The sequence below is a fragment of the Pararhizobium sp. genome (assembly GCF_965279435.1).
In the GTDB taxonomy this organism is placed as follows: Bacteria; Pseudomonadota; Alphaproteobacteria; order Rhizobiales; family Rhizobiaceae; genus Pararhizobium.
This window is the reverse complement of record NZ_CBDIHY010000003.1, coordinates 3,453,334-3,473,478: the sequence shown is the minus strand read 5'-3', so window position 1 is coordinate 3,473,478 and position 20,145 is coordinate 3,453,334. Positions and strand designations below refer to the sequence as shown.

Here is a 20,145-nt window from a genome sequence, read left to right as displayed (position 1 = left end):
CCCCTCTTTTCTCATTCTCTGCTGCCCTGGCTGCCTCTCCGGCTTGTCTCAAGGAATCAGCAATGTTGTTCCGCTCGTTTTTCTTGCTTCCAGATCCGCATGCGCCTGGCTTGCGTCGGCAAGCGCATACGTCTGGTTGATATTGATACGCACTTTGTTGCTTTGCACAACATCAAACAGGGAGTTTGCACACGCCTCGAGTGCCGGCCGTGTCGAAACATGGCTGAATAGGGTCGGTCGGGTTGCAAATAGCGAGCCCTTTTGCGCCAGGATGCCGATATTGACGCCTTCGACAGGACCCGACGAGTTGCCAAAGCTGACCCAGAGGCCGCGCGGCTTGATGCAGTCGAGCGAAGCCGGATAGGTATCCTTGCCGACCGAATCATAGACCACATCGACGCCCTTGCCACCGGTGATCTCCTTGACCGCGCTGACAAAATTGTCGGCACGGTAATTGATCATGTGGTCGTAGCCATGGGTCAGCGCCAGATCGATCTTGTCCTGTGAACCGGCCGTGCCGATCACCGTCGCGCCGAGCGCCTTGGCCCATTGACCAGCAATCAGCCCGACGCCCCCGGCGGCGGCGTGAAACAAAAGTGTGGTTTCAGGGCCGACCTTGAAGGTCTGGTTGAGCAGATACTGCGCCGTCATGCCCTTCAGCATCATCGCTGCTGCGGTTTCAAGCGTAATATCGTCCGGCACCTTTACCAGCTGCGAAATCTCGATATTCCGTTCGCTGGCATAGGCACCATCGGAAGAGGCATAGGCTACGCGGTCACCGACTGCGAAGCTGCTGACGTTGTCGCCGACCGCCGTGACGATGCCAGCACCCTCTTTGCCCGGAATGAAAGGAAGCCCTTCAGCCGACTTATAGAGACCGGTGCGGAAATAGACGTCAATGAAATTCACGCCGACCGCGACCTGGCGGATCTGCACTTCGCCCGGTCCCGGCGCAGAAAGCGTCACACCTTCGATTTTGAGAACTTCCGGCCCGCCAAGCGTGCGCACCATGATGGCCTGTGCCATGAACCCTCCTCAACCCCGTCCAAGCCGGGGAAATATCTGCAAGACGAAACCGATGACATAGAGATAAATGCCGGTACCGACGACGCCGGCAACGACCCAGGCGGGTGTGTCGAAGTGCAACAGCAGCGCATAGCCGCTGAGCACCGACCAGACTGTAAAGACGGCCAGATTGAGCGGCCGCAGACGCTTGACGCGCACCGGATGCAGGAAACTGATCGGCATGAAGGTCAAAACGACCGAAACGGCCACGACGATCGAAGCCGCCAGTTCGCTGGCATCTATGACGAACAGCGTGAAAACCACCATGTTCCAGACAACCGGGAAACCGGAGAAGAAATATTCATCCGTCTTCATGCCCATGTCGGCATAGTAGATCGCGCTGGACATGACGATGGCACCGGCAGCAAAGAACGACCAGGGCTCGCCGATCATGCCGCTCTGATAGAGCGCAAAGGCCGGAAGCAGCACATAGGTGACGTAGTCGATGACATTATCGAGCGTATCGCCGGACCAATTGGGCAGGACTTCCTTTACGCGGACCTTGCGGGCAATCGGACCATCGATCCCGTCGACGGCAAGCGCCAGGCCGAGCCACCAGAACATATCGACGAATCGGTGTTCGGCTGCGGCAACCACACCCAGAAAGGCCAGAAACGAGCCGGATGCTGTAAGGATATGAACGGAAAATGCGCGAATTTCCGCGTAGGGCACGCGCTTGTAGTTAAAAAACTTCATTGGCAGACGCACCCTGTCCTTACTCTGCGCTTTCCTTGGAAGCATGCTGAACCGGCCGCTTCAATGGCCCACACTCCCGTCCCGCACAGCCGTGCGGGTGTTGGCGGTAATATGCACCGTTTGAGTTTGGCTGCCAGCAAAAATCACCGGACACCGCAAAAGCACAACAATCAGCTGTGGATGCGACGGGCATCTGCGCCATTTCACCCCATTTCATTCGCGCCCGCCGACGGTTAAGATCGAGACCTCAACAGATACATGTACGGGAAGCGCACGCCATGGAGCACTTTGAAATCGCAGTCGTCGGTGCAGGGCTGGCCGGATCTCTGGCTGCTTTGGCGTTTGCCGATACGGGGCGCAGCGTCGCGCTGATTGCGCCGGCGGCTGGCAAGGCCGATGGAAGAACCACGGCTCTGATGGATCAGTCGCTCGAACTTGTGCGAAAACTGGGTATCTGGCAGGCGATTGCCCCATTGGCAGCCCCTCTGTCCAGCATGCGAATCATCGACGGGACAAACCGGTTGCTGCGTGCGCCGACCGTGACCTTTCATGCGGCGGAAGTCGGGCTGGAGGCATTCGGATACAATATTCCCAACGCACCCTTTCTGGCCCTGCTGGAACAGGAAGCCGCCAAACGGCTGTCGCTTACGCGCATCGTCGCGAGCCTGACAGAGGTCGTATTCGAAACCGGGCGCACCATCCTGACGCTCGACGACGGCCGCACAATCAGCGCCAGCCTTGTCATCGGCGCCGATGGCAGAAAATCCGGTGTGCGCGAAGCGGCTGGGATCGAGGTGCGCAACTGGTCCTATCCGCAAAGCGCACTTGTTTTTAATTTCTCCCATCAGGTGGCCCACCAGAATATTTCGACGGAATTCCATACGCCGCACGGCCCTTTCACCCAGGTCCCCCTTCCGGGTGGCTTGCGATCGAGCCTTGTCTGGGTGCAAAAGCCCGGGGACACGGACGCAATGCGGTCGCTTTCGCTCGATCAGCTGGGCTTGGCAGTGGAGCAGCGCATGCAGTCGATGCTGGGGAAAGTCGCCATCGAAGGCGCACCCCAGTCGTTTCCTCTGTCCGGCATGGCCGCCAAATCCTTCGGCAAGGGCCGGACAATCCTGATCGGCGAAGCGGCACACGCCTTCCCGCCGATCGGCGCACAGGGCCTCAACCTCAGCCTGCGCGACATCATGGCCGCCGTATCCCTGTTTGGCTCCTTGCCAATTTCCGACGATTTTGGCGCGCGCTACGACCGTAAGCGGCGGACGGATATTCTCAGCCGCACCGTCAGCGTCGATCTGCTCAATCGGTCTCTGTTGTCAGATTTCCTGCCGGTGCAGATGCTGCGCGCCGCCGGCTTGCAGGCCTTGGCCAGTGTGGCGCCACTGCGCAATCTGATGATGCGCGAAGGGATCAATCCCGGCAGTGCCCTGCAATCTCTGCGCAGCACCTTAAGGGAAAAGATCGGCCGGAAGAGCGCCTGAGCTGATCAGATAAAGCAGCATCGTCACCGTTGCCACCGACAGAACGGTGGTGATCAGGATCGTTGCCGACGCCCGCTCCTGCCAGACGCCATATTGCTGGCCGATGACAAAGACATTGGTCGCCGTCGGTAATGCGGCCAGAAGGACGGCCGTCTGCACCCAGACCGGATTGAAATTGCCGGCGAGCCCCATCACCAGATACATCAGCACCGGGTGCAGAATCAGCTTTGCCGGAACGATATAACCGATCTCGGCAGGAATGCGCTTGAGCGGCCGCAGGGCCAGCGTCACGCCCATGGCAAACAGGGCACAGGGTGCTGCGGCCTGCGCCAGGTAATCGATCAACCGTTGAACCGGCACTGGCGGCTGGAAGGAGAGGTAGGCTGCGACCACACCGGCAATCGTCGACAGGATGAACGGGTGCAGCAGGATTTTCTTGGCAATCGCAGATACAAGGCGTCCGGGTGAGCTTTTTTCGTCACCGGCCAGCGCCATCATCGCTGGTGCGACCATGAAATGGAGCACGTTCTCGAAGCAGAAGATCAGTGCCACCGGCACGGCCGCAGGTTCGCCAAACGCCAGGAGTGCCAGACCCGGCCCCATATAGCCGATATTGCCATAGGCGCCGGCCAGCCCTTGAACCGTCGATTCGGCCAGAGAATTGCGGCGGATCCAGTAGCCAACGCCAAACACCAGGACGAAGACGGTATAAGTGGCGCCGATCGAGGCAAAGACGAAGTCAAAACGGGTGAGCTGTTCGATCGGCGTTTTCGAGACCAGCTTGAAGAACAAGGCCGGCAGCGCCAGATAGATGATGAAGATATTGAGCCAGCCCATGGCATCGCCAGCGCCCTCGCCTGCCGGATTGCGGGCCAACTTCGCCGTCAGATAGCCGACAAAGATCAGGCCGAAGAAAGGCAGTACCAAACCCGCTATTTCGGCCATTGCTCAAAAACCTCTGCGTGAGGTTTGTGCTTAGCCGATTTGCATCAGGACTGGAAAGGTTTCCTGGAACCAGATGGCCATGGAACTGATGAAGCCGAAGACGAAGGCGAGGCCGGCGAGAATGAGAAAAATGCCCATCAGCTTTTCCACCAGACCGAGATGGCGGCGGAAGCGTGACAGGAACCGCATGAACGCACCGGAGAAACCGGCAGCAATCCAGAACGGGATGGCCAGCCCTAGCGAATAAACCGCCAGAAGCAGCGCTCCATCGGTCACCGTGTCGCGGGCTGCGGCAACACCAAGGATGGTGCCGAGCACCGGGCCGATGCAGGGCGTCCAGCCAAATGCAAAGGCAAGCCCCATGATGTAGGCGCCCGACAGCGTCGCCGGCTTGCCATTCCCCTGGAAACGCGCTTCCCTGCCGAGAATGCCGATCCGGAACACACCGAGGAAATGCAGACCCATGATGATGATGACGATGCCGCTGATACGCGACAGAATGTCGATATGCTGGCGCAGCACAAGGCCGACGCTGGAAGCCCCTGCCCCGAGCGCCACGAAAACGGTGGCAAACCCGAGGGTAAACAGGAATGCGGCACCAAATACCGCGCGCCGGGTGCCCGTGGACGCGACCTGGGTTTCGCCGCCACGAAACTGATCGACCGAGATGCCCGCCATATAACAGAGATAGGGCGGCACCAGCGGCAGAACGCACGGCGACAGAAAGGATAACGCGCCCGCCAGAACGGCGGTCCAGATGGAAATATCAGCGATAGACACCAGTTAGAAACTCCAGCCTGCAACAAGCCCGGCCGTCTTAGCGCCGAAGACCGTGCCAAACCAATCACCTTTTGGCGATCTCCTTGTAAATCATCGTTTTTGCACTTTTGCGCTTTTTTTGGGTTGACCAAAACAAGCCCGCTGTGCATATGTCCGCCCACTTCCACCGGGCATAAAAGCTTGGTCCTGGGAGAGCGTAGCTCAGTCGGTAGAGCAACTGACTTTTAATCAGTAGGTCCAGGGTTCGAATCCCTGCGCTCTCACCACAAAATCAGACACTTAGCAGACATACCGACACAAAATATGCGCCATCGCCATTGCCCGAGATTCTCAGCGTTTCCGGGGTTTTCAGGGCGTTAGCGGCGGTTATGTGGCGCACAAACGGCGCATAAAAAAAGCCCGTCCCGGTTAAGGGACAGGCCGATTTGATCGCAGTTGCCAAGTTGTGGGGCTAACGCCCCTGCTTCCCGCCCTAACGGCGTAGGTTCTGGATTATCACCAACCGCCGAATGGATTGCCGTCTAAGTCGCATCCCTTAATGACGCCAGAGCGAGTAAATGCAGCTAGGGTGACTCCTCTGCACGATCTGTTGATAATTGATTGCAAGGCATCGCGATGAGGACGATATCGCCAGCGCAAGATCAGACGGCACCAGTTTTCAGTTTCGCAGCCGCCACGTGCTCAATGAACTCAAAAGTGCTGCTACCCTGAGTGAGCGTCTCATACACTTTGAGGTCTGACGCCCCCAGCAGATCATGCCAGATAGCGTTCACATCTTCGTATGCCTGATCGATGAATTCCGGAGTCAGAAACTTATCCCAGTCCGGAGTAAGAGGATCGTGACGGTCTAAATCTTCGCTTTCGATCACCTTCACATCGTCCGCGAACCTTTCTATCGGCTTACCATGGGCGATCTCATCTCGAAATGCCTTGAGGGAAGTTACCGTGGAATAGGGCCGCTTACCGAAGTCGATTGCGACCCCAAGCTGCTTCGCAACCGACTTAAGCTTTTCTTTCGTGGTTTTTCCCTCATTCCACTTTTTTGGGCTGAGTTTCCACCCTAGAAAGTTAGCCTTGGCCTCGATGGAAAATGCAAGCATGGTTAAACACGCCATCATTTCCAAGCCAACACCTTCTCGATCATCCATTTTAAGGCGCTCGCCTATACGTTTGTAAAAATAGTAACCTGCGTTGGAGAGATCGTTGTGAACGAGAATCTGCTTTTGCTGCTGCACGCGGACTTTCATTTTTGGCATACAGAGGTCCCTTGGCTGAGTACGAAGCGATTGCCGCAAAAGCTGATATTTTGACTTAGATTGGAAATGGTAGCCGACCGATATTGGCGCGCTAACCTTTGAAGCTGTATCCAGCAGGTGGCGGCCCGAAAATCCTTAGCATCTCGTTTTTGAACCACTCAGATGCGGGTCTATCGCCCGTGGCAAGTCCCAGTTTTACAAGGTAACGCCACCAGTCATCTTTCATTGCGTCGAACATCTCGATAGCCCTGATCCGAAAATCGGTTCCGTCAGGAGAGTGGTAGAGAATAAACGCTGGTGGGAGGTCTTCGTCGCCATTGATATATTCAATTACCGCGTGGCCGGTTCCGCCATACCTGCCGTGCTTAGCCTTGTTGGCAATGTCCTCGCACAGACGTTGGTGTGGCACCTCTTTGTGGGTCCACGCCTCGAATTCTTTTTCTGTGACGGTCTTTTTGTTGTGGCCGACGCGGTACGATTTCTTTGCCCAGTCGGCCAAGCTGGCAGCGGCGATACAGGCATTGAGTGCTGCGTAGGCAAGCGGCTGATTTTCGGTTGGATATCCTGCCTGTATTTTGCGGAATACATAAATGTCCCACGCAAGCTTCTCCCACATCGTTGCAGGATTTGAAATCAGGACAGTGTGAGTGGAGTTGCCCCATAAAACCCGGACAGGATCAGATTTCTGTTTGACGGTTTAAGAACTCACGCGGGGATCGATATCCCAAAGCCTTGTGCGGGTGAAGCGTGTTGTAGTGCTCGAACCACAATGGCAGTTGGGCGATGACGGTTTCGGCGTCTGGAACGGGATTGACCGAGACGTAGTCGCGCTTGAATGTTTTGACAAAGGCTTCGGCCATTCCGTTGGACTGAGGGCTGCGAACCTGCGTCGTGCAAGGCTCCATTCCGATGTCCATCAGCAGTGTTTTCGTGTCCTTCGCAATGAAGCACGAACCGTTGTCGGTCAGCCATTCAATGGGCTTTGGAAGGGTGTTGATGCGACCGAAGCGGTTCTCGACGGCGGCGCTCAGGCCCGGAAAGGACCTCTATCTTAGGATGGTGACTAGTCATAATGGGCACATTACCTCGCACACATATCAAGTGGGAGATCGTGTCCGGATATTTATGGGGCCATTACAGTGAGCCTCTGGCCCCCCATCTCCATTGCGTCTTCCTCGCCGCCCCATCTATTTTCCTCCGCCAGCGAGTTCACCTGCAACAGCCATGTCAGGAAGTTTTGATGCTAGATCGCTAGCAAACAACCAACTGCCCATTGCGATTTCATCGAACTCTTCCCCAGAGAAGGAGACGCGTGAGCCGAGCGAAAAGAAACGCTCTCTTGTATCGAGGCGAATGGAAATGGCTGTCTCCTTTTTGAAGTATTGCCCCACGGCAACCTCGATTTCTTGACCGTCCTTAACGAAGAAAATTTTGGTATGCGGCAACGCGAGCCGCATTCCATTGGGATGGTCCACGTCTATCTCGGCCACGATACCATGGCGATGCTCTAAGCAATTCCGCACCTTCTGCAGGGACAAAAACTCCTCCTCGAAGGCAAGTGGTTCCTTCAGCCCAGCATTGACTTCGCGCATAAGGTTCTTGAAATTCATTCGATTAGCCGCCTTTTTCATCAGATCGTGCAGCGCTTCAAATTCTCCCCAAATAGTGACCTTTCCCGCGTCACGAATTAGGTTGATATAAAGATAGGCCTCTTCCAACGAAGCCCTTACACCATGAGCCAGGTCGCGAAAGCCCCGCTCAAGTACCCAGTCGATAAAGTCGTTCTTGCGATCATAGCCCTCTGGCTCGTCGGCAAATTGCAGCCCGATGTTCGAACCACTTTTTGGGCGCGGCGACTCACTCAAATCAGCGTCCGTTAAACTGTTTAACGTGAATGCAACAATTTCGCTTGCCCTTCGCATGGTGCGCAAGGCTGGAGCCACTACCCCATCACGGCTTAGGGTGATTGTCACGGTCTGGGCAGTTGTATCCTGAGGGGACGGCGTGTCTTTGGGCACTTGTAGTTCCTCTCCCATTTCATGATACCTGTGCAGGTCAGTCCGTAAGCTTCAGCCCGTTGGGGGCCGTAAGCCGCTCATAATAGTCTTTCACCTTGGCCGAGGCATTCCGCGCGCTATCCTCGTAGATTTGCTGGGGTTTGAAGCGACCATTTGAGAACCTGCGCAAGCCCTTGGGCTTACTGCCCGCCACGCCTCAGCTTTCCGCCATCCTGCCGCTACCGCTCAGACCAAAAACCAACGCTCGCCGTATTCGAACCTGATACAGCCTCAAGCCAGAGCGCAAACAAATGCCCGGCCGGATCGGTCGCCCGGCTTATGCGGCTCTTGTTCTACGGCACTTTTGGGGATGCCTGCCGCGCTTCGCTTGCCCTGCCCGCACACCACACGGGAACGCCGCAAAAAAGCAAGCCGAACAGCAAAAAGAAATGGCAGACTGGTAATGGCAAGGCGACCAATCTGCCATGAAAAGGCTCAATCGGGCTGATTGGGAGACACCAATATAAGCCGCACGTAATATATTACACACTTGAACGGCTTGCAATTGTTGGTTTCATCTAAGGAGCAAGAAATACAGCAAAGGCTTATACTTCCGGAAACGATCAGCGAACCGTTCACGAACGATCGATGATTGTGTGTACAGCACGTACCACTTTTGGTGTAGTGGGGTAGGTCTACATTCAAGGACCGCTAGTCTGTAGTGCCGCCATCGCGGGTTAACCGAAGCGCTCTGAGCAATTCAGTTTTATGTTGTTCTGCCTCACGGCTGGAACCAATGATCAAATCCGCTTCGCGCTTTGACTGTTCGAACTCACCTCGCGCAGAACCACCTCTAGGGCGTCTTCCCTGCTTCAATGTCGGCTGTTCGAGCGCTTTTGCAACAGCAGCTATAAACTCAAAAGGGTTCCAAGGCTTGGCAATCCAAACCGATTGCGTGAAAATCTCGTCTGCATCGGTTTTATTAGTGCCGGAAGCGACGATTACTGGGACATTCCGAGACACCAGAACCCTTACAAGATCGGTGCAGTCGCCGTCCTTGAGACTGATATCAACGATTGCTACCGCAGGTGTGTGGTTGGCTAGGAATTCGTGACCAGCCGCACATGTGGTGAGCAAAGTCAGGTTCTCGTAACCGGCTTGATTGAGCATGTCCTCGATATCAAGCGCGATGAGGGGTTCGTCCTCGAAAACGAGGATCGGCGAAGCGAGTGCGGTCATAAGACAAAAGCCGATCTGGTCAGAGGCTCGCACGCTACGCGAAAAATCAGTGTTATAGACCAGCTAGACCAGAGTCGAGTAAAATAAGACATGTTTAGCTAGGTCTTTCTGATAAGCTACAATCTGAAGCGTCAGAAAAGGTCTAGAAATGATCACCATTTCATACGAATTGTTTTGGTTGATCGTTATTGCTGCATTTGTAGCGGGTGCAACTATTGTTTATCAAATTTGCCTACCGACGAAGATAAAACTGAAAAATACCAATTTTGAGTTAGAGAAACTGCGGACGGACTTAGGTTCAAGCAATATTCAGTCTGTCGAGCAAAGGCGGGTATATGAAAAACGTCTCTCATGCGCCCATACCGTGATTGAGAATTACGAAGCGGAATTCGACCAGATCGCGAAGGACGCACACACAGCCAAATCGGCGGTCATCGTGCCAATCAAATAAAGCTTATCGACACGGAACCGCTTTAACAGAATTCGGCCTAAGGCAATGGCTTCATCAGCCTCACCCGGTCGCCGTCCATAAGCTTACGGAGCCATCATAGCCTAGCGCTGGTCTCCATATCGCCCGCCGATGGGCGACGAACGCCAAACAGCGCCAGCACCTCGTCAAGTAGACCGTTCGCGCTGTCTTCATCAATCTCAACGCGCGTCTGCCCTTGATCAGTCTCCATGACCAATAGCCCGCGCAACGGAGCGCTAGAAACCAGCGTCAATTGCGACTTGATCAGCTTGGGATTGCTTATGTCGATTCTCATATGAGTTCCCTTTGAAATTGGATTTCGAAGAATAGCCGTGTATTTTAGTTTTCTCTGATCAACATGCTTATCGTTTGCGCGAAAATGGGAGAATTTGAAGATGTCATCACAAGATGCATTTATCACGCTAATAAACGCAAGCGCCGCTACCGCAATGAAACACAAGCAAGCAGCACTCTCACTCATTCAACGGACTGAGACGCCACGTACAAAATCAGCTCATATAGCCGCCCAAGCCGCCGCATACCGTGCAGAAAAGGCAATCGCCCTATTTGAGGAGGCACTAAACTTTCCGCAAGCAGCGAGAGCTGCCGACATGATGGAAGCGGGATTGGTACATCTCGATATGTGTGAAAAACACTTGGACCGGGTAAACGACTTACTATTCGGGATAGAAGGCATTAGTGTAGCCTAAAATGGACGGCTTGCGATGCTCACTTTCTCAATACTAATTATCGTGATGTTCGCTTTCGTCCTTGGCGTATCCCTTGGAATAGTCGCGTACGGCGACAACAAACAAAAGCTGTTGGATGCACACAAAACGATAGAAGAACTGCGCGGTGCATTGGTCGCAAGCCGGTTCGAGTGCGTTCAACAGCGGATTCAATTTGAGAAACGGGCTCGTCTGCTCACGAAACCATCAGTGAATACGAGGCGATTTTTGATGAGGAAGAGCAGCGGAAGCGGTCAGCCAGAACAGCTGTCATCTTGCCATTTAAATAGCACTTCCGTTTACGCTGGAATGCGGATGTCACTTGGCTTCCGCCAGCGCCTTCACAGATCCTAACCAGTTGCCTTCTAACAACTGAATTGCGACATCAGCCCCGCACAGAAGCCGCTTCTGCCTTAACCTTTTCGTAAAGTGCATTTGCCCGCCTAATAAGTCTGTCGACTCGAAGCGCTACCCCCGGAAACTCGCCGGGCAATCTGGCCTTTGGACCGCCTTCCAGCCGCCCACGATTGATGGCATTGTAATCCACCATAGCCCTAGCCAGTTTTTCACCAGCACCACACAGATTTGCTTCCAAGGGTGTTACGGTTCGCGGTCGCCTCGCATCCACGGCTTCGAAGTAGGCTTTATAGAAAAAATGAGAAATATGGCGCGCCACGGATTGTCTGGACAAAGCCGCATTCACCGCCTTGGTCAAACACATGACCGCCTCTGAAGCTGTTGGGCATTCATCAATCCTCGGACCGGCTTTATCCCAAAACCGAATGAGATAGCCGCCGTCTCTGGTAGGAGTGATCAACCCATCAGGTGGAAATTGGCCGATTGCAAGGTTCAGTCTTGCCTCTTCGATCTGGTCTAGAAAATGCGCGATTGGCGGGGTAATTTTGGTCTGCGAAGGCATGAGGCTCCCAAATGATCGGCTTACCGGCTCTGACGAACATTCCATAGAAATTGGTCAGGCGGAAGCGGCTTGTGGGTGTTGGCGGGCGCAACGGGATACTGACGATATGACAGACGACGAACTGTTGTCCGCCCTGCTCTAGCATCAAAGCCGTATAGATGATGCGGGAAGGGCAAGCCGGAAGGCGCGTCAGCCATCAAGACAACCGAGTGCGGCACCTCAATAAGCCAGATTTGCCCGCCTGTCCGATCGAATGCCGGTGAATATTTGGCTTTGTGGCCGTGCAGAATTCTAAAAGCCGTGTAATGGCCCCGGCTGCTCTACCGTACAGAGCATTCCCGGCCGATAACTGGCACCCGATTATGAGGCCGGTAGTGCTTTCAACAGCCGCAACCGGTTATCGCCAAGCAACTCAATCAAGCCTTTCGATTGCAGCGAGAATAGCTCATTCACCACCTCATCTTGCTCATAGCGCTGCTCAACCACCAAGGGGATGCCGATTTGGAACATGCCAAGCGGCTCACCGATGGGCGGATTGATTGCGCGAAGGAGATTGAGAAGGGCTTGGCCCGCGCTGATTTCGTTTGTCATGGCGATCACCTTACAGGCAATATAGACCGGATTGCGGCAATAATAACCGGGATGAAATGCCTGGACGATCTGCGCCAACATTGACAGAGAGAGTCATACAGCGAGATTGCCGCTTTCACGGCGCATTGCTCATCACACGCCCTTAAAGCTCGCTCTGAGTCGCCCTTGTCCGGCTCTGGATATGCCCGGCCATATCTCGACATAAAGAAAGGCCCGGTGACGTTTTGACTCCATGCTTGCGCGCAACTGTCTCTCGGCATGGCCCGCTATCGCGTGCAATCGGCTTACGCCTCTTGTGCTGCCCGCCATCCCTGATGATTATTTTGAGATTGCCCGGGCTGGATCAATCGCCATCCGCCAAGCCCGCCGCATCGATAACCCCTGACCTTGCCCGCTGGCTGCAGTTTCGGCCCGGTGATGATGAGACACCCACAAATGCGAAAGGCCGCTGACAGCCGGTTAAAGCTGTCTCGCGGGCTCTTGTCGTCATTCGTTCGGACGGCTGACTAGTAAGGCACTACCGGGAGCGGCTTGCCTGCCCGCCGAACCGCGCTCTCAGCCATCAACTCGTGCAAACGCTTGTCAAGGGCGGCTTTGGCCATATCAGCTTTTATATCAGCGATAATACGCGCGTTATTGCTGGCCTGCAGCTTCGCAGCCCTGATCTGGGCCTTTTTGAACGCCGCTTTGTTCTGCGCAACCTGCGATCCGCCGCCGCCTTCAAGTACCTCAATCCGTGCAATAAGGGCCGGGATCACCCTCTCCATGCAACCGTGAACAACGTCCACAAGTAGGTCCATGTCTTTTTGCGTTTTAATGATCATTGCTTTCTCCTTCATAATTTCGCGCCTTGGCAAGCCCTTTGGCCGCCTTCCTGCGCGTTTGTCGTTATTGGTATCGGCCGGAATTACTCACGGCCCGATTGATCTGATCTTTGAACGTCTTTCTCGTGCTGATCGCTTTGCCGCCGTCAATGGCCTCTAGCCTTGCCAAAATCGGCTCTAGCCGCTCATCAATCGCCCGCCCAATCTCTTCACCCAAAATTTCTAACTGCTCTGCTGTCATGCTAAAATCCTCTCCATTCCATTTGCTATTTCGCCCGGCTGGCTGTCGTCGCCAACTTCAATAGGCATGCTCTCTGCCACTGCTTTGGTCTTTGGCTTCTCTTCCAGTGCGCCCATTCTGAGCGCTTGACATGGGGATGCCGCAGGGCTGCACCATTTGCGTTGCCCGTGACTCATTCCCTGCGATGTCTTGATTAGATGCGCCTAGATGCGGTATCCGCTTCGGCGTTTCTCTTCCCGAATTACGCTCAAAACGGCACTGCTATGGCCTTCAAGCGCGCTAGGGATACGCAAAGATTGAAGGACGTTTCCGTCAGTTCGATACCGATGCCGATTGTCCTGAAGATATCGCCGCACGTCCGCCTTGTACTCTGCCATAGCGCGGCTTGTGCGGCTTTCACGGTTGCTTGTGGTTTCGCTGATTGCCTGCATGATCAAACCTTCCCGTCAATGAGACGCGCAAGGGCCTCCAGTTCGGTCTCTGCCCTTGCGGCCGGTTCGTCCGGCGTCTGGGCTTCCGGCTCTACACCATCATTCGACCGCCGCGCCTTGAGACTGGCCGCCAAGCCAGCAAGCAATTCTTCAGTCACCTTAACCTGCGCATCAGCCCGGCTTTGCGCTAAAGTGTCCTTCAGCTTGCTCATCGCCAAATGCAGCGCTTCAAATGCATGCCCGGCCGTCTTTTTCCCGTTCTCCATTTCAATATCCTTCCATATCTTCGGCCCCGCGCTGGCCTCCTTGCCTGCACCGTTCGGGCGTTTCATTACTGTTTTGATGATTGGCCGAAATCGACCTGTGGACCTCATAGGGCCCGCTTTGCTGTTTCCGGCGCTATGGCCCCGGCTTTACTCTTCATCGCAGCGCAGGGCCGCTTCTGGCCTGCTTGCACCGAGCCTTTAAGCTACCTTTGCAGACCAGAAGCCAGCGGCCCGAACATACACGGCGGCTAGTCCAAACTGGGCTACAAGCACCCGAGACACGGCCGGATTGACGCGAAGGGCTTGCCTTAGGATCAGGGCCATATCGAGCGGGCCTTTTTTCACAACTGCCACAATCTCGTCGGGCGTTGTCTTAATCGCGGTCACGCTGGCCGCTTTGCTGTCCTGCTTTGCGAATGTCGCCACGTCGAGCGCCGGGGAATGGGTGGCGATAACCGCGCTCATGCCGTCACCAGCCGAGCGATGCGAATATCCCAGGCACCATGAATCAAAGTGATCAAGGTATCGGGCTTGCCGTTCACTGCGACTTGGATTTGTTTTACTGCCGGGATGATTTTTTCAAAGAAATCAATGATTCCTGCCGCATGGCCGGGATTGGCTAGGTCGATAACGCCGATGTTCTGGGCCTCGCTTGCGCCAAAGCTGATTAATCCAGCCTGCATGCCGCTGTGATATTCTGATGTCATTCTAATGGTCTCCTTAAATTGTTCGTTGTGTCGTGCTGTCTTGGGCCTTTGTTTACGCCGCCGCTTTCGCTTCCGTCTCAAGATCGATAAGCCACTGCTCAAGTGAAGCCCGGCGTGCCGCGATTTTCCCCCCAAGCTTAAAAACACAAGGGATAGAATTGGTGCTCAGTAGCGTGTAGATCTTCTTGGCTGGGACATTCAAAGCCTCACCGATTTGCTTAGCGCCTACCAAAACTGCCGTTTCATTATTTTTCATATTCCAACTTACCTTTCCGTTTGTTTGTCTGTTTTTGCCCGGTCCTACTAATTGAATAACTTCGGCTGCTGCGGTGTTCAATTCGATTTTTCAATATTATTTCGATCGCCATTCCCGGCTCTTTTCGTGGCTCTCTCGGCATGGTCCGCTGCGCGAACTATCGGCTTCGCCTCAAGGCTTCCCGCCATCATGAAGGGAAATTGAGATGGATCGATACTCATGCCCGGCCTTGCCAGCGCTGACGCAAGGCCATGCTCATGGCCTGCGCCATTTCAATCCGGGGATGGGCGGGAAGCAACAAGGCCGATCAGGCCGCGTAGCATCCAAACCCATGCGACCGGCCCGACCTAATATTGATTGCGATCTGCAGAATGGGCTTTAAATTTTTCAAGCCGGACCTCAGCAATTCAATCCGAAAATCTGGCATGCGCTTGACCTACCCCTCATTGATTGAGAGGGCCATTTTCAAGCAAGCCTTAGAGACTCGTAGAGCGCCGTACAGGGCCGCCAGCACCGGCATGGGTCATTCTTCGTTTTTGCGCTGACATCGTGCTGTGGGCCAACCCTGACGGAAAAGAGCGACCAGCTGACACGAAAGAGCTTGACTTTTGGTATTTATTATGAGCGGAAATTTCTTATATGCTATTCCATTATAATGGCATAACTTCAAAAGTTAGAATTTTGGAGAAACACGCGCTATGGACCCCCGCCGGTCCCCGGCCAAGTAAGCAACGCGCAACATTATTGCTCCCCCCGGCATGGTTTTGTGGACTGCCTGCCAGAATAGAAACGACACCCGCCAACGGCTGCTTTGCGTTAAAATCGGACATCAACGCGCATCATGTTCGAAGCGCTCGCGCCTTGAATGAAATTGGATGGTCTAGCTCAAGATTGCCTTGATGCGCTGCGACGATGGAATAGGCGGTGGCACGGTGCAAATGAATGGTTGGCGAGTTTAACGGAGGAACATCCGTGATGCCGCATGGGGGAAGGCCACACCCCTGACTGTCGAACATGGCCTTCCGTTTCAGCCTACAAAGCTTTTACGACAGCAGGCGGCTCCCAGGTACCTGTTCCGGCTGGCAGGATGGAAGGTGACTTAGGATCAGGCCAATACAAGCGCATGACGAGATAGATCGTATCGTCCGGAGCTGGCAGCCAGTTGGCCTCCTTGTCAGCTCCTGGGTTGTCCTTCTGGACGTAGATGGTCAGTGAGCCATCTTCGTTCTTCTTCATGTCGGATAACATCGGCGAATTGATCAGGTATCTGTTGATCGGGTTCTTGATCAAAAGCTGGCTCTTGGCATCGTACATGGTCACCGACCAGAACGACTTCACCGGCGGCAACTTCCCGGCCGGAAAAGTGATGGTGTAAGTGTGCTTGTTGCCGTCCAGCGGTTTGCCAGTCGAATCTATCCTTGTGAACGGATACATCGCTTCGACCGCATCGTTGCCGTAGATGCCACCCTTTGCAGCACCCGCACGCATCAACCAATTGCCGTCGAAAAAAGCCTTGTCTCCGAAAAATGCACCGACGTTCCAGCCGTTGATTACCTTCATCCCCGAGGACAGGAACTTGTCGACCTGACCGTCGCCTTGCTTCATAGCGAGCAGAATGGCAGCCTTATGCTCAAGCGACAGGTCCTTGAACTCGAATGTCTTGCCGGGTCCGATACCGATGCTCGCAAGCTTGTCTCGGATCGCTTTGTCCTTCGGTGTCTCTGGAACGAACTGCAGTGCGGCGTCCAGGTATTGGAAGAAGTTATCTTTAATCCCGGCCGTGTCTGCGGGAAGAAAATCGATCTCAGCCGCTGGGGCCGGTGCTGGTGTTTTGAGGAAACTCGAAAGCGGCTGAACCTTGTAGCCTGCCTGCACCTTCTCGACGTTTGCCATATCGTCCGGGTGGAGGAGTTGGGTTCTGAAGAGTGTTAGACTGAAAGGCGTCGTCGATTTAAAAACCTGCTTGATCCCGGCGGGGATGGTCCCATTCCAGTCAGGGCCTACAACAAGATAGTCTCCCGCATCGTCTCCGGTGGCACGGCTTCCAATGTAACCGTAGTTGTTGGTGCTGCCGTCGATCAACTGAACGGAGTAGTAGCGATCCTTCTCGACCTCAGGAACGGATATGACCATTGGCTCCGCCCGTAGATCAAGCCATGCCGACGAATAGGGTGTGTCGCTGTTTGGAGTGATGACGGCGGTATCGTCCGGCGTGAAGGTTCGATGCTCGTTCAAAAGAACGTTGAATGGAGCCTTGTACTGCCCGGAGTTCTTATCGACCGCAAACTCCTGCATGACCGCGTAGTTCATGACAAGCGGCAGGCCGTAGATGAAGCCTTGCTCGGCGATATCCTTTATCTCAAGGATGCCGACGGTCTTTGCGTCGGCCTTCTCGGCAATAATGACGATATCGTCGGCCATTGCTGGAATGGCAATAGGGCCGATGCTCGAAGCCATCAAAATCGATAGTAACGCGCGACGGCATGACCTGCCGCTGAGGTTCAAAAATGCGTCTGCCGCCGTCATGCTGTTGTTCCTTATTTATTGGACTGCGCCAAAATGTTGCCTACAAGCGAGGTGCTGCAGACGAAGGTCAGAAAGCGCGGGTGCTAGTAAGTTCATCAGGGCATGCGTTCGCATCAAAATCCCAAATGGCGTCGCAATGACTTCGCCTTTGTATCGTAGAGGAAACGCCAAGCTCGGCAACGTATGTTACAGTAACATACGTCTTTTTGGGCATCATGGAGCCGCGTAATTACGGCCCTATCAAACGTTACGCGACTGGATAGTTCTAAGGTAAGACTTCCACAATTAGGCTTTGATTGTGGCCACTGACGATGGCGGCGAGCGAGTCGGATATCCATCGATTTTCCTTTCCCTTCTATTTGCCGAAGCACGGCATGTCAGTGCCGTGCCCATAGCTTTGCCGGTGCGCTGACTCCATCGCCAAGCGCCTGCCCGATCTCATCTGTTGTTGCAATTGTCTGCCGTCTGCCGCGCCTTGCGGCTTGCCTGCCTTCCGCCCATCCCATTAGGTGAGCAAGAATGCTGTCTCAGGGCTGGGTGATTGCTCAGGACATGCCCGCGCTTAGTCCAGTCCTGCTCATATCCCTGCCGGGTTATGCTGCCTTGCGAAATACCCGCTGATCGGGGCGCTGCATGCCCACAAACCGCGCGCCTCGATATAGGTGGCTACCACATTTCAGGGTCTTGCCCTCAAACAGCACAACCACATCCGAAGCCCGCTCAACGCCGCCTTCAGTGAACGCTTGTTTAAGCACGTCCAGATAAGCCGGAAAGTCCATTTCCGTCGCAGCCCGATCCGCCCACGCCTTTGCCGCCTGCCGTGCTTCATCCTTCGCACTCACCGCAGCCTCTTGCGCTCTCTCAGCACAATCCCGAATTGCAAGCCGCTCAAGCGTGACAGCCCCGTGATTTGTATTCTTGATCTCCTTAGCCATGTTTGCTCCTTCAATACTCTGCCCGGCACAATTCCAATGCGCATTTCAGGGCTGTTGATATTCTGATTTGGTATTTTGATCGTCGTTGAATTTCTCGGTACCAATCCCCTCGTCGTCGTCTGTCGTTAGCCTAATACAAATTAGGCAACGACGACGACGAGAATGGACTGGTTTTTGGCGGATTTCGTCGCCTCGTCGCGTCGTCGTTTATGCCGCTTTTAACGACGACGACGACGGGGCAAATGCAAAGGCACCTAATCGAACCGGCTCTTTAACCTTCAGCGAGTAGGTCACGGCTGTTTCATCATGTTCCAAGCCGTCATTCTTCATCAATGCAGACACAGCCGATTTGAAGCGCGCTTTCATGTTACTTGGATCACAGGTTGCAATCTCTCTGAATTTCGCCTCAACGTCATATGTATGCGCCTCGTAGTGCCACCCACCCGCCTTCAATTTAGTTTCCCGGCATTGCTCTTTCGCGACGATGCGTATTGCCTGCATAAGTGGCAATTCATATTCGCCGCGCTTCCGGTTCGCTGCCTTGGCCTCTGCCTTGGCCTTTGCATCCTGGGCCCGCTCTGACTTGATATCGTCCGCTGTCTTGCGGTTGAAATCGAGCGTCAATGTCGTAGCCGGTTTGCCGTTCCGCTTGCGTCCGATGACATGAACCTTCGTTTCAATATCTGCGATATACCCTGTTTCGCCGTCCTTTGACTTCTCTTGGAACATCCAGCGCCGGGACACCTTGCCCTCGCGCTTATCCATTTTCACAGCAAGAATGTTGTCGAGCGCAGCCGGTGCCGCACCCGATCCGCGCCACAAACTGCCTTCAGCCGTCTTGCCGTCTGGCGTGTCCTGAGACTTGCCGGAATGGTGACATACGAGGAAAGCTAGCTTGAAATGCTCACTGATACGTTTCATCCAATCTAGCGGCCCAGCCCATTCGCCAGCATCGTTTTCCTTCAGCACCATCTGAGACGCATGAACCGTATCGACCGCGATGGCCACAAGCGGCCTTTCAAACAATTCCCAGCAACGTTGATGCATGGCTTCAACAGTATCAAATAACGCTTCCCATCCGTCCTCATTGCTTAGGTTGATAGGCGTTGGGCAAGGGAACCACGGCACATCATGAAGGGCCTCGCCGTACTTGTTTAAAAGGCCGTGCATGCGAGCCTTAACCGTTCCCGGCGCTTCATACGAGAAGTACCCGAAACCGCCCCTACGAAGAACGTCATGACCTGCAAACGGCTTCCCTGTCATGACGCAAGCGGCCATTTCCATGATGCCGAAAGACTTGCCAGAACCGGACGAACCTACAATTCCATTGCGCGAAACCCGTGTGATAATTCCATCGATCAAATCATCAGGCGGAACGTATTCGTCCTGATGATTGAAGCCGATTTCGAAATGGTTCCGAGTTGTCGTGTCTACAACGCCCGGCTTGAACATTTCCGGCCCGCTACGTTCCTCCGTACCCGCAGAATATCCCCCATCGGAAGGCTCAAAATCATCACTATCGGGCGCAAAGTTGTTTTCATCGCCATCCGTATAGTTGAACCCGTTCACCGCCGCGTGTTCCGCCTCAATCGCATCATAGTCGATGACGATTTCATGATAGCCGGTCGCAAGGTTATGCTCACTGACCCGCCGGGCTTCATCGTTTGCCGCATCAATGTCCTGAGGCAGGCCGTCAGAAAGCTGGACCTCATTATTACACGCCAAGTCAAAAAGACGGTCCTGCTCTTGCTTCTCCTCAATCGAGAGTGTCGTTTCTTCAAGGGCCATGA

23 protein-coding genes, 1 tRNA gene and 1 pseudogene are annotated in these 20,145 nt (G+C 54.4%); 4 read left to right on the top strand and 21 right to left on the bottom strand.

All coding sequences use genetic code 11. The annotated features are described in order from the left end of the window. Positions 1-48: 48 nt before the first annotated feature. Positions 49-1,026, bottom strand: coding sequence for a quinone oxidoreductase family protein (locus tag ACQY8Q_RS22665; protein WP_428428668.1), 978 nt, complete (start codon positions 1,024-1,026; stop codon positions 49-51). Positions 1,027-1,035: 9 nt separating this feature from the next. Continuing rightward, positions 1,036-1,761 (bottom strand): phosphatidylcholine synthase, encoded by a 726-nt coding sequence (gene pcsA / locus ACQY8Q_RS22660; RefSeq protein WP_428428666.1) that lies wholly within the window; start codon positions 1,759-1,761, stop codon positions 1,036-1,038. A 278-nt stretch (positions 1,762-2,039) separates the two neighbouring features. Between pcsA and ACQY8Q_RS22655 the strand changes: the two genes are divergently transcribed. Next, complete coding sequence (locus ACQY8Q_RS22655) at positions 2,040-3,245, top strand: UbiH/UbiF family hydroxylase (protein WP_428428664.1); 1,206 nt, start codon at positions 2,040-2,042, stop codon at positions 3,243-3,245. Here the strand turns inward: ACQY8Q_RS22655 and ACQY8Q_RS22650 are convergent. After that, entirely contained in the window at positions 3,213-4,190 is a 978-nt protein-coding gene (locus ACQY8Q_RS22650) for an AEC family transporter (protein WP_428428663.1), read from the bottom strand. The genes ACQY8Q_RS22655 and ACQY8Q_RS22650 overlap by 33 nt on opposite strands. Before the next feature lie 30 nt (positions 4,191-4,220). Next, positions 4,221-4,970 (bottom strand): cytochrome c biogenesis CcdA family protein, encoded by a 750-nt coding sequence (locus tag ACQY8Q_RS22645; protein WP_428428661.1) that lies wholly within the window; start codon positions 4,968-4,970, stop codon positions 4,221-4,223. Positions 4,971-5,160: 190 nt separating this feature from the next. Here ACQY8Q_RS22645 and ACQY8Q_RS22640 point away from each other — a divergent pair. Further along, positions 5,161-5,236 (top strand) — tRNA-Lys (locus ACQY8Q_RS22640). 375 nt (positions 5,237-5,611) lie between these two features. On the opposite strand, the gene ACQY8Q_RS22635 is transcribed toward ACQY8Q_RS22640, so the two are convergent. The 5 genes and pseudogenes from ACQY8Q_RS22635 to ACQY8Q_RS22615 all read right to left on the bottom strand — a co-directional run bounded on the left by ACQY8Q_RS22635 (position 5,612) and on the right by ACQY8Q_RS22615 (position 9,462). Next, positions 5,612-6,226 (bottom strand): hypothetical protein, encoded by a 615-nt coding sequence (locus ACQY8Q_RS22635; RefSeq protein ID WP_428428659.1) that lies wholly within the window; start codon positions 6,224-6,226, stop codon positions 5,612-5,614. 91 nt (positions 6,227-6,317) lie between these two features. Further along, positions 6,318-6,842 carry a hypothetical protein gene (locus tag ACQY8Q_RS22630; protein WP_428428657.1) on the bottom strand — a complete coding sequence of 175 codons (525 nt, stop codon included), beginning with the start codon at positions 6,840-6,842 and terminating at the stop codon, positions 6,318-6,320. Positions 6,843-6,903: 61 nt separating this feature from the next. Further along, positions 6,904-7,248: pseudogene (locus ACQY8Q_RS22625) on the bottom strand (integrase core domain-containing protein); the annotation flags it as partial. Between the two features lie 165 nt (positions 7,249-7,413). After that, positions 7,414-8,244: a hypothetical protein gene (locus tag ACQY8Q_RS22620; RefSeq protein ID WP_428428656.1), complete on the bottom strand. Its 831-nt coding sequence runs from the start codon at positions 8,242-8,244 to the stop codon at positions 7,414-7,416. A 690-nt stretch (positions 8,245-8,934) separates the two neighbouring features. Beyond that, on the bottom strand, positions 8,935-9,462 hold the full coding sequence (locus ACQY8Q_RS22615; protein WP_428428655.1) for a response regulator: 528 nt from the start codon (positions 9,460-9,462) through the stop codon (positions 8,935-8,937). Positions 9,463-9,610: 148 nt separating this feature from the next. Between ACQY8Q_RS22615 and ACQY8Q_RS22610 the strand changes: the two genes are divergently transcribed. Further along, complete coding sequence (locus tag ACQY8Q_RS22610) at positions 9,611-9,913, top strand: hypothetical protein (RefSeq protein ID WP_428428654.1); 303 nt, start codon at positions 9,611-9,613, stop codon at positions 9,911-9,913. 94 nt (positions 9,914-10,007) lie between these two features. Here the strand turns inward: ACQY8Q_RS22610 and ACQY8Q_RS22605 are convergent, their stop codons facing one another. Then, positions 10,008-10,226 carry a hypothetical protein gene (locus tag ACQY8Q_RS22605; RefSeq protein ID WP_428428653.1) on the bottom strand — a complete coding sequence of 73 codons (219 nt, stop codon included), beginning with the start codon at positions 10,224-10,226 and terminating at the stop codon, positions 10,008-10,010. A 100-nt stretch (positions 10,227-10,326) separates the two neighbouring features. On the opposite strand from ACQY8Q_RS22605, the gene ACQY8Q_RS22600 reads away from it, so the two are divergent. After that, entirely contained in the window at positions 10,327-10,641 is a 315-nt protein-coding gene (locus ACQY8Q_RS22600) for a hypothetical protein (protein WP_428428652.1), read from the top strand. Between the two features lie 403 nt (positions 10,642-11,044). Here the strand turns inward: ACQY8Q_RS22600 and ACQY8Q_RS22595 are convergent, their stop codons facing one another. The 11 genes from ACQY8Q_RS22595 to ACQY8Q_RS22545 all read right to left on the bottom strand — a co-directional run bounded on the left by ACQY8Q_RS22595 (position 11,045) and on the right by ACQY8Q_RS22545 (position 20,143). Then, entirely contained in the window at positions 11,045-11,578 is a 534-nt protein-coding gene (locus ACQY8Q_RS22595) for a hypothetical protein (RefSeq protein ID WP_428428650.1), read from the bottom strand. Positions 11,579-11,938: 360 nt separating this feature from the next. Continuing rightward, positions 11,939-12,250: a hypothetical protein gene (locus ACQY8Q_RS22590; RefSeq protein ID WP_428428648.1), complete on the bottom strand. Its 312-nt coding sequence runs from the start codon at positions 12,248-12,250 to the stop codon at positions 11,939-11,941. Between the two features lie 425 nt (positions 12,251-12,675). Then, positions 12,676-12,993 carry a hypothetical protein gene (locus tag ACQY8Q_RS22585; protein WP_428428646.1) on the bottom strand — a complete coding sequence of 106 codons (318 nt, stop codon included), beginning with the start codon at positions 12,991-12,993 and terminating at the stop codon, positions 12,676-12,678. Between the two features lie 64 nt (positions 12,994-13,057). Then, on the bottom strand, positions 13,058-13,234 hold the full coding sequence (locus ACQY8Q_RS22580) for a hypothetical protein (protein ID WP_428428644.1): 177 nt from the start codon (positions 13,232-13,234) through the stop codon (positions 13,058-13,060). A 433-nt stretch (positions 13,235-13,667) separates the two neighbouring features. Continuing rightward, entirely contained in the window at positions 13,668-13,997 is a 330-nt protein-coding gene (locus ACQY8Q_RS22575) for a hypothetical protein (protein ID WP_428428642.1), read from the bottom strand. A 132-nt stretch (positions 13,998-14,129) separates the two neighbouring features. Next, positions 14,130-14,396, bottom strand: a complete 267-nt coding sequence (locus tag ACQY8Q_RS22570) for a hypothetical protein (protein WP_428428640.1) — start codon at positions 14,394-14,396, stop codon at positions 14,130-14,132. Beyond that, positions 14,393-14,638 carry a hypothetical protein gene (locus ACQY8Q_RS22565; RefSeq protein ID WP_428428639.1) on the bottom strand — a complete coding sequence of 82 codons (246 nt, stop codon included), beginning with the start codon at positions 14,636-14,638 and terminating at the stop codon, positions 14,393-14,395. The genes ACQY8Q_RS22570 and ACQY8Q_RS22565 overlap by 4 nt, the downstream gene beginning before the upstream one ends. A 52-nt stretch (positions 14,639-14,690) precedes the next feature. Continuing rightward, on the bottom strand, positions 14,691-14,975 hold the full coding sequence (locus ACQY8Q_RS22560) for a hypothetical protein (RefSeq protein ID WP_428428637.1): 285 nt from the start codon (positions 14,973-14,975) through the stop codon (positions 14,691-14,693). 951 nt (positions 14,976-15,926) lie between these two features. Beyond that, complete coding sequence (locus ACQY8Q_RS22555; RefSeq protein WP_428429851.1) at positions 15,927-17,315, bottom strand: DUF1254 domain-containing protein; 1,389 nt, start codon at positions 17,313-17,315, stop codon at positions 15,927-15,929. Between the two features lie 698 nt (positions 17,316-18,013). Continuing rightward, positions 18,014-18,355: a hypothetical protein gene (locus tag ACQY8Q_RS22550; protein WP_428428635.1), complete on the bottom strand. Its 342-nt coding sequence runs from the start codon at positions 18,353-18,355 to the stop codon at positions 18,014-18,016. Between the two features lie 207 nt (positions 18,356-18,562). Next, positions 18,563-20,143, bottom strand: a complete 1,581-nt coding sequence (locus ACQY8Q_RS22545) for an AAA family ATPase (protein ID WP_428428633.1) — start codon at positions 20,141-20,143, stop codon at positions 18,563-18,565. Between the last annotated feature and the right edge of the window lie 2 nt (positions 20,144-20,145).

What these genes read in the sequence shown, in the direction of transcription:
- ACQY8Q_RS22600 (WP_428428652.1), top strand. Translation starts at nt 10,327, where the DNA reads ATGTCATCACAAGATGCATTTATCACGCTAATAAACGCAAGCGCCGCT.
- ACQY8Q_RS22605 (WP_428428653.1), bottom strand. Translation starts at nt 10,226, where the DNA reads ATGAGAATCGACATAAGCAATCCCAAGCTGATCAAGTCGCAATTGACG.
- ACQY8Q_RS22630 (WP_428428657.1), bottom strand. Translation starts at nt 6,842, where the DNA reads ATGTGGGAGAAGCTTGCGTGGGACATTTATGTATTCCGCAAAATACAG.
- ACQY8Q_RS22615 (WP_428428655.1), bottom strand. Translation starts at nt 9,462, where the DNA reads ATGACCGCACTCGCTTCGCCGATCCTCGTTTTCGAGGACGAACCCCTC.
- ACQY8Q_RS22610 (WP_428428654.1), top strand. Translation starts at nt 9,611, where the DNA reads ATGATCACCATTTCATACGAATTGTTTTGGTTGATCGTTATTGCTGCA.
- ACQY8Q_RS22575 (WP_428428642.1), bottom strand. Translation starts at nt 13,997, where the DNA reads ATGAAACGCCCGAACGGTGCAGGCAAGGAGGCCAGCGCGGGGCCGAAG.
- ACQY8Q_RS22565 (WP_428428639.1), bottom strand. Translation starts at nt 14,638, where the DNA reads ATGACATCAGAATATCACAGCGGCATGCAGGCTGGATTAATCAGCTTT.
- ACQY8Q_RS22655 (WP_428428664.1), top strand. Translation starts at nt 2,040, where the DNA reads ATGGAGCACTTTGAAATCGCAGTCGTCGGTGCAGGGCTGGCCGGATCT.
- ACQY8Q_RS22665 (WP_428428668.1), bottom strand. Translation starts at nt 1,026, where the DNA reads ATGGCACAGGCCATCATGGTGCGCACGCTTGGCGGGCCGGAAGTTCTC.
- ACQY8Q_RS22650 (WP_428428663.1), bottom strand. Translation starts at nt 4,190, where the DNA reads ATGGCCGAAATAGCGGGTTTGGTACTGCCTTTCTTCGGCCTGATCTTT.
- ACQY8Q_RS22545 (WP_428428633.1), bottom strand. Translation starts at nt 20,143, where the DNA reads ATGGCCCTTGAAGAAACGACACTCTCGATTGAGGAGAAGCAAGAGCAG.
- ACQY8Q_RS22590 (WP_428428648.1), bottom strand. Translation starts at nt 12,250, where the DNA reads ATGTTGGCGCAGATCGTCCAGGCATTTCATCCCGGTTATTATTGCCGC.
- ACQY8Q_RS22595 (WP_428428650.1), bottom strand. Translation starts at nt 11,578, where the DNA reads ATGCCTTCGCAGACCAAAATTACCCCGCCAATCGCGCATTTTCTAGAC.
- pcsA (WP_428428666.1), bottom strand. Translation starts at nt 1,761, where the DNA reads ATGAAGTTTTTTAACTACAAGCGCGTGCCCTACGCGGAAATTCGCGCA.
- ACQY8Q_RS22635 (WP_428428659.1), bottom strand. Translation starts at nt 6,226, where the DNA reads ATGCCAAAAATGAAAGTCCGCGTGCAGCAGCAAAAGCAGATTCTCGTT.
- ACQY8Q_RS22570 (WP_428428640.1), bottom strand. Translation starts at nt 14,396, where the DNA reads ATGAGCGCGGTTATCGCCACCCATTCCCCGGCGCTCGACGTGGCGACA.
- ACQY8Q_RS22555 (WP_428429851.1), bottom strand. Translation starts at nt 17,315, where the DNA reads ATGGCCGACGATATCGTCATTATTGCCGAGAAGGCCGACGCAAAGACC.
- ACQY8Q_RS22580 (WP_428428644.1), bottom strand. Translation starts at nt 13,234, where the DNA reads ATGACAGCAGAGCAGTTAGAAATTTTGGGTGAAGAGATTGGGCGGGCG.
- ACQY8Q_RS22550 (WP_428428635.1), bottom strand. Translation starts at nt 18,355, where the DNA reads ATGGCTAAGGAGATCAAGAATACAAATCACGGGGCTGTCACGCTTGAG.
- ACQY8Q_RS22585 (WP_428428646.1), bottom strand. Translation starts at nt 12,993, where the DNA reads ATGATCATTAAAACGCAAAAAGACATGGACCTACTTGTGGACGTTGTT.